Here is a 6,406-nt window from a genome sequence, read left to right on the forward strand (position 1 = left end):
CGCCGAGGGCGAGGTGCTGCCGGTGGCTACCCGCTCCTTTGGCGGCATCGGTATCTTCGCCATCAAGGAGATGGGCCGCTTCTACCGTCACGTTCTGGTGCAGAAGCGCTACCCGCACCATGGCGCCGTGGCCTTCGGCCATTACGGCAAGGTACTGTTCGAGGTGTTCAAGTACCTGGGCATCGGCGATATCGCTTACAACCAGCCCGCCGGTAACCGGTATCCCACCGAAAACCCCTTCGCCTGATTGAATTGTCCATACGCGAAAAAATATGCTGAAAGGATGGTACTGTTATGAAATTTTTCATTGATACCGCCAATGTGGAGGAAATCCGCAAGGCCAATGACATGGGTGTAATTGCCGGTGTCACCACCAACCCCAGCCTGATCGCCAAGGAAGGCCGCGACTACGCCGAGACCCTGGCCGAGATCGCCACCATCGTGGACGGCCCCATCAGCGGTGAGGTGAAAGCCACCACCACTGACGCCGAGACCATGGTGAAAGAGGGCGAGGCCATCTACGCCCTGGACCCCAAGCACATGGTCGTTAAAATTCCCATGACCGCCGAGGGGCTCAAGGCCATCAAGGCGCTGAGCGCCAAGGGCATCCCCACCAACTGCACCCTGATCTTCAGCGCCAATCAGGCGCTGCTGGCCGCCCGCGCCGGTGCCACCTACGTCAGCCCCTTCCTGGGCCGGCTGGACGATATTTCTCAGCCGGGCATCGAACTGATTCAGAACATTCACGACATGTTCCTGAATTATCCCGACATTGAGACTCAGATCATCGCCGCCAGTGTGCGCAACCCCATCCATGTGAACGATTGCGCCCTGGCCGGTGCCGATATCGCCACCGTCCCCTATAAGGTCATTGAGCAAATGATTCATCATCCTTTGACTGATCAGGGCATCGAAAAGTTCAAAGCCGACTATGTAAAGGTGTTTGGTGAGTAATATGACAAAGGAAGAACGCTTGAAGCTGCAGATTGCAGCCTGCAAGGTGCGCATGGGCGTGATTGAATCCACCCACGGCGCCAAAGCCGGGCACCCCGGCGGCAGCCTGTCCGCCGCCGATATGTTTACTTACCTTTATAATAAGGAAATGCGCATCGACCCCGCCAACCCGAAATGGGCGGACCGGGACCGGTTCGTGCTCTCCAAGGGACACACCGCGCCGGGGCTGTACAGCGCGCTGGCCTACCGGGGATTTTTCCCGGTGGAGGACCTGCCCACCCTGCGCCACATTGACAGCTACCTGCAAGGCCACCCCAATATGAACACGGTGCCCGGTGTGGACATGAGCACTGGTAGCCTGGGCCAGGGCATCTCCTGTGCGGCAGGCATGGCCAAAGCCGCCAAGTACCTGCACAAGGATGATGTGCGTGTGTATGCTCTCCTGGGCGATGGCGAGATCGAGGAGGGGGAAGTGTGGGAAGCGTTCCTCTTCGCCGCCAAGTACAAACTGGACAATCTCTGTGTCATTATTGACCTGAACGGGCTGCAGATCGACGGCCCCACCAGCGAAGTGATGCCCACCGACCCGGTGGATGCCAAGATGCGGGACTTCGGGTTCCGTACCGTCACCATTGACGGTCACGACTTCGCCCAAATCGAAGATGCGTTCCAGTATTTCCACACCCTGACAGGCGCCCCCACAGCCGTCCTGATGAATACTACCAAGGGCAAGGGCGTCAGCTACATGGAGAACCAGGTAGGCTGGCACGGCAAGGCCCCCAACGACGAGGAATACAAGATTGCCATGGACGAGCTGAACGCTCAACTGGCAGAACTGGAGGCGCAGGTATGAGTGAGGTTAAGAAGATCGCCACCCGCGACAGCTACGGCGCCGCGCTGGTAGAACTGGCCAAGGACCATCCCGACGTGGTGGTGCTGGATGCCGACCTGGCCGCCGCTACCAAGACCGGCGTTTTCAAAAAAGCCTATGCCGACCGCCATTTTGACTGCGGCATTGCCGAGAGCAACATGATGGCCACCGCCGCCGGTATGGCGGCGATGGGGCTGGTGCCGTTTGCGTCCAGCTTTGCCATGTTCGCGGCGGGCCGCGCCTTTGAGCAGGTGCGCAACTCCATCGGCTACCCCCACCTGAACGTCAAGATCGGCGCCACCCACGGCGGCATCTCGGTGGGCGAGGACGGTGCCTCCCACCAGTGTTGCGAGGATTTCGCGCTTATGCGCTCCATCCCCGGCATGACGGTGCTTTGCCCTGCCGACGACGTGGAAGCCCGCGCCGCCGTCAAGGCTGCCTATGAGCACGAGGGTCCCGTCTACCTGCGGTTCGGCCGCCTGGCGGTGCCGGTATTCCATGACGAAGCCAGCTTCAAATTTGAGATTGGCAAGGGCGAGCAGCTCACCGAGGGCAATGATGTGGCGATTTTTGCCACCGGTCTGGAAGTGGGCGAAGCGCTCACCGCCGCCGAACTTTTGAAAAACGAGGGCATCCATGCCCGGGTCATCAACCTTTGCACCATCAAGCCGCTGGACGAGGAGATCGTCGTGAAAGCGGCCCGGGAGTGCGGTGCCGTCGTCACCTGCGAGGAGCACAGCATCCTGGGTGGTCTGGGTGAAGCCGTGGCCGCGGTGCTGGGCGAGCAGTGCCCGACGAAGATGCGCCGTGTGGGCGTAAAGGATGTCTTCGGCCACTCCGGCCCCGCCTGGGACCTGCTGGAGCAGTTCGGCCTGCGCAGCGACGCCATCGTCGCCGCCGTAAAGGAGCTGGTCTGAAATGATTGCCATTGGCTGTGATCATGGCGGCTATGAACTCAAACAGAAAATTCTGGCTCACCTGCGGCAACGTGGGGTGGAATACAAGGATTTTGGGTGTGATTCTACGGCGTCCGTGGATTATCCCGTCTATGGTAAGGCTGTAGCCCATGCCGTAGCGTCGGGCGAGTGCGAAAAAGGCATTGTTATCTGTAGTACGGGCATTGGCATCTCTATTGCCGCCAATAAGGTACCGGGTATCCGCTGCGCCCTGTGCGGCGACTGTTTTTCCGCCAAAGCCACGCGGTTACATAACAACGCCAATGTGTTGGCATTGGGAGCCCTCGTCACCGGACCTGGTCTGGCGTTAGACATTGTGGATCTTTTCATTGATACTCCATTTTCTGGTGAGGAACGCCATTGTCGCCGCATCGCACAACTGGAGGAACGATAATGTTTGAATTGTGCGCCTCCATTCTGGCTGCTGATTTTGCCAACCTAGCTCGGGATGTACAAATAGCTGACTCAGCTGGCGTAGATGCCTTCCATATTGACATTATGGACGGACATTTTGTACCTGCTATCTCCTTCGGCATCGATATGGTGCGTACCATGAGCCGCCTAACTAGCAAACCTTTGGACGTGCACCTCATGGTGGAAAGCCCGCTTCTTTTTCTACCAGGGTTAGCAGGTTTGGGTGTAACACGTGTCTCTGTACATTATGAGATTCCCGGAGGTCCAAATGACGCTCTTCAGGCCATATGTTCCGCGGGCATGCAGGCAGGACTGGTACTCAGTCCCGAAACTCCAGTGAAAGCAGCCCTACCTTATCTGAAAGACATTTCTCAACTGCTACTGATGACGGTGCAACCGGGACGAGGTGGACAAATCTATCTACCCGGCAGCGACGAGAAAATAGCTACTGCTTGTTCCATGCTGCAAGCGCAGAGAAGCAACGCTGTCATTCAGGTAGATGGTGGCATCACCTCCAGCACTTTACCTAGTGCCTACTCAGCAGGGGCTCGGAGTATCGTAGCCGGTAGTGCTGTATTTCATGGAAAAATCAAGGAAAACATTTCTAAACTCAGAAACAATTCAGTTTATACCTTGTGCCATTGATTTGTTATACAACCAAATCGCTCCAGTAAAGATATTGTAGGCTACAAAGGCAACCGGAGAGAAACCTTTTTGGTTTCTCTCCGGTTTTTCTTTAAGAAAACCAGTGTGCAGAAACATTACACTGAAATTGTAAAAAACGGAATCGCTTTTATGCTTTCTCTTACTCGCACGCATTCTTTATGCGAAACAGAAAATTTATTGCCAATTATTTCAGATACATTTTTCACTTCAGAAAAAATATTCGCATTTACTCAACTATACTGCGAGGGATAAGTTTTGACAATAAATTTTCACGCCTTCGCTCCGCTTGCAGCAGGGTGGGTATCGACTCCTTTGACTACCTTTACTTGATACGCTATAATTATGGAAATAATCATCCTATTCATACCGAAGGTGATTGACATTGAAAAAACAACCATATAGAAGGCCTTGGCATTTTTGGTGCATTACCTTGATTGCGCTTTTTTCTATGCCATTGGCAGTTATGATTTTATAAACGTCGCCATAAAAAATGAGTATTATCTTTCCAAAATGTACACACCAGAAGGCGTAGCTTACTTTTTAGGTTATCCATTGCCGTTGCTCTTCCTATTTGGTCTGAATATTGCAGCAGGACTTTCAGGAATCCTGCTCGCCCTGTTCCATCCAAAGATTTCCTGGAAATCACTTCTTTTGTCCGGCACTGCTAATACCCTTCTTATATTTATCACGGTAACATTCATGGATCGTCTACGCATCATTGGTCTGACCATGACAGGAACGGATATGCTTGTGTGCGCAGCCACCTTTGCTTTGGCATTTTACTATTCACACCTTGAAAACGCCGAATGAACTCTTGAAACGGGCATGCTTTCATAAAAAGGGGAAAGCAATCCTGCATGATAAAAGGAGCTGTGCCGTTGGCAACAGCTCCTTTTCGGTTATTTGTATCTATGATGTTTGTGTGGCACGTTATCATCGATAAATTACTGCATTCTCCGCCATTCCGTTTCGAACAGCTTCAGCAAAATTCTTTCCATATTGGATCTTTTCCCTATGTGTGAGTGTTTCCCACATCGAAGGACAAGATATCTTTGCTGTAAACGCATTTCCCACTCTATTTGGAGGTAGCTTGCTCGATTAATTTTTTATAACACTACAGCATAACGATCCATTTTTCCTCTTCGTTTTATTTCTTCCAGCATTGTCTTAAAAAGTTGAAGCAAAAAAGATATCCGGGAGCCAGATCTCCATTGCTCACCGTATAAAATCATGTTCGGCTGATCCCTCCGTTCCGCCACCTCAGCGCTCCGTCGTTTCAAGCCGTTGATATTTTTTAATATACTCCTCCAACTCCACTATTTTTCTTTTTATTTCAGCGATGATTACCTCCGGCGCATCGGTCGTTATCGTTTTTCTCACCACGGTCTTGATTATAAAATCGTTTCTTTCCGGATTGGCGCACATTTCAAATGGGCATTCGGTATAACGCAACCTCTCATAGTAGCTGCATTGGATTTTCCTGCTGTATCCGGAAATCCAAACCTCAAATTCACAGGTGCGGTGCATAAATACGACTTGGATCTTAAGGCCTGCTTCTTTCAGGCTTTCCCATGTAACTTGGAAGTACGTAAAATCCATTTGATTTTCTACAACTCTGCCCATAAACGTATATTCTGGCATCTCTTTTTCTAATTCTGAGGTAGTGTCAAAGATTTTTCACAAAATGGTTTGCAGGGCTTGGCATGAGTGAAGTCAGCCAGCAATGGAGGCGTCCTCAAGGGCAGCCTCCAGGTGCTTCGTGTTCATGTACTTCTTGTTGCCCCACTGGGTACCGGCCACATGGCGCAGCCGGGCGCAGACCAGCATGAGGGCGGAGTTGCCGTCCGGGAAACTGCCCACCACGCGGGTACGGCGGCGGATCTCCCGGTTGAGTCTCTCAATGACGTTATTGGTACGGATGCGAGTCCGGTGTTCGCTGGGAAAATCGCAGTAAGTCAGCGTTTCCTCAATGCCATCCTCCACCTTCTTGGCCGCCTCTTTCAGCTTCATAGAGCGTAGTTGCTCCACCACAGCTTTGGCTTTCTCCCGGGCAGCTTTCTTGCTTTCCTGTGCGTGGATCGCCTTGAGCATCTTTGCCACCAGCTTCACCTTGGAGCGAGGCGTTACTGAGAACACATTTCGGTAAAAGTGTACGGTACAGCGCTGGTACTTGGCCTCTGGGAATACTTCTCCCACAGCCTCCAGCATACCAAGACACTTGTCGCCAACCACCAGCTTCACTCCATCCAGGCCACGGCTGCGGAGCCACTGGAAGAAGCTGACCCAGCTGGCCTTGTCTTCCTTCATGCCCTCGGCGGCACCCAAAACCTCACGGTATCCGTCCTCATTCACCGCGATCGCCACCAGAATGGCCACATTTTCAAACTCTCCGCCCCAGTTACGGCGCAGGTAGATCCCATCCACATAGACATACGGATAGCGCCCACCTTGCAGAGGGCGGTTGCGCCAATCCTCAATGTGGACATACGCTTTCTTGTTCAGCTCGCTGATGGTGGCCGGAGACACCTTGCTGCCCCACAGCGCC

General features: G+C 53.0%; 8 protein-coding genes and 1 pseudogene. 7 read left to right on the forward strand and 2 right to left on the reverse strand.

The features are described 5' to 3' along the window. The 7 genes and pseudogenes from H6B10_RS11590 to H6B10_RS11620 all read left to right on the forward strand — a co-directional run. A pseudogene (locus H6B10_RS11590) lies at positions 1-247 on the forward strand (fucose isomerase); the annotation flags it as partial. Positions 248-294: 47 nt separating this feature from the next. Beyond that, positions 295-954, forward strand: a complete 660-nt coding sequence (fsa, locus tag H6B10_RS11595; RefSeq protein ID WP_204651754.1) for a fructose-6-phosphate aldolase — start codon at positions 295-297, stop codon at positions 952-954. Position 955: 1 nt separating this feature from the next. Beyond that, positions 956-1,807, forward strand: coding sequence for a transketolase (locus H6B10_RS11600; protein ID WP_204651755.1), 852 nt, complete (start codon positions 956-958; stop codon positions 1,805-1,807). After that, positions 1,804-2,742 (forward strand): transketolase family protein, encoded by a 939-nt coding sequence (locus H6B10_RS11605; RefSeq protein WP_204651756.1) that lies wholly within the window; start codon positions 1,804-1,806, stop codon positions 2,740-2,742. Before H6B10_RS11600 ends, H6B10_RS11605 begins: the two co-directional genes overlap by 4 nt. 1 nt (position 2,743) lies before the next feature. Then, positions 2,744-3,175 carry a ribose 5-phosphate isomerase B gene (gene rpiB, locus H6B10_RS11610; RefSeq protein ID WP_204651757.1) on the forward strand — a complete coding sequence of 144 codons (432 nt, stop codon included), beginning with the start codon at positions 2,744-2,746 and terminating at the stop codon, positions 3,173-3,175. Further along, on the forward strand, positions 3,175-3,840 hold the full coding sequence (locus H6B10_RS11615) for a ribulose-phosphate 3-epimerase (RefSeq protein WP_204651758.1): 666 nt from the start codon (positions 3,175-3,177) through the stop codon (positions 3,838-3,840). Before rpiB ends, H6B10_RS11615 begins: the two co-directional genes overlap by 1 nt. 429 nt (positions 3,841-4,269) lie before the next feature. After that, complete coding sequence (locus tag H6B10_RS11620; RefSeq protein ID WP_204651759.1) at positions 4,270-4,671, forward strand: hypothetical protein; 402 nt, start codon at positions 4,270-4,272, stop codon at positions 4,669-4,671. A gap of 450 nt (positions 4,672-5,121) precedes the next feature. Here H6B10_RS11620 and H6B10_RS11625 read toward each other — a convergent pair whose 3' ends face one another. Together H6B10_RS11625 and H6B10_RS11630 are read right to left on the reverse strand one after the other, a co-directional pair. Beyond that, positions 5,122-5,535 (reverse strand): DUF7000 family protein, encoded by a 414-nt coding sequence (locus H6B10_RS11625; RefSeq protein WP_430661759.1) that lies wholly within the window; start codon positions 5,533-5,535, stop codon positions 5,122-5,124. Positions 5,536-5,574: 39 nt separating this feature from the next. Continuing rightward, positions 5,575-6,406 (reverse strand): IS256 family transposase (locus H6B10_RS11630; RefSeq protein WP_204651761.1); only part of this gene is annotated, 832 nt, incomplete at its 5' end.

The organism is Gemmiger formicilis (genome assembly GCF_016901605.1).
Lineage (GTDB): Bacteria > Bacillota > Clostridia > Oscillospirales > Ruminococcaceae > Gemmiger > Gemmiger formicilis_B.

Bases quoted from the DNA above. Each gene is read 5' to 3' on its own strand.
- fsa (WP_204651754.1), top strand. From the start codon at position 295: ATGAAATTTTTCATTGATACCGCCAATGTGGAGGAAATCCGCAAGGCC.
- H6B10_RS11600 (WP_204651755.1), top strand. From the start codon at position 956: ATGACAAAGGAAGAACGCTTGAAGCTGCAGATTGCAGCCTGCAAGGTG.
- H6B10_RS11605 (WP_204651756.1), top strand. From the start codon at position 1,804: ATGAGTGAGGTTAAGAAGATCGCCACCCGCGACAGCTACGGCGCCGCG.
- rpiB (WP_204651757.1), top strand. From the start codon at position 2,744: ATGATTGCCATTGGCTGTGATCATGGCGGCTATGAACTCAAACAGAAA.
- H6B10_RS11615 (WP_204651758.1), top strand. From the start codon at position 3,175: ATGTTTGAATTGTGCGCCTCCATTCTGGCTGCTGATTTTGCCAACCTA.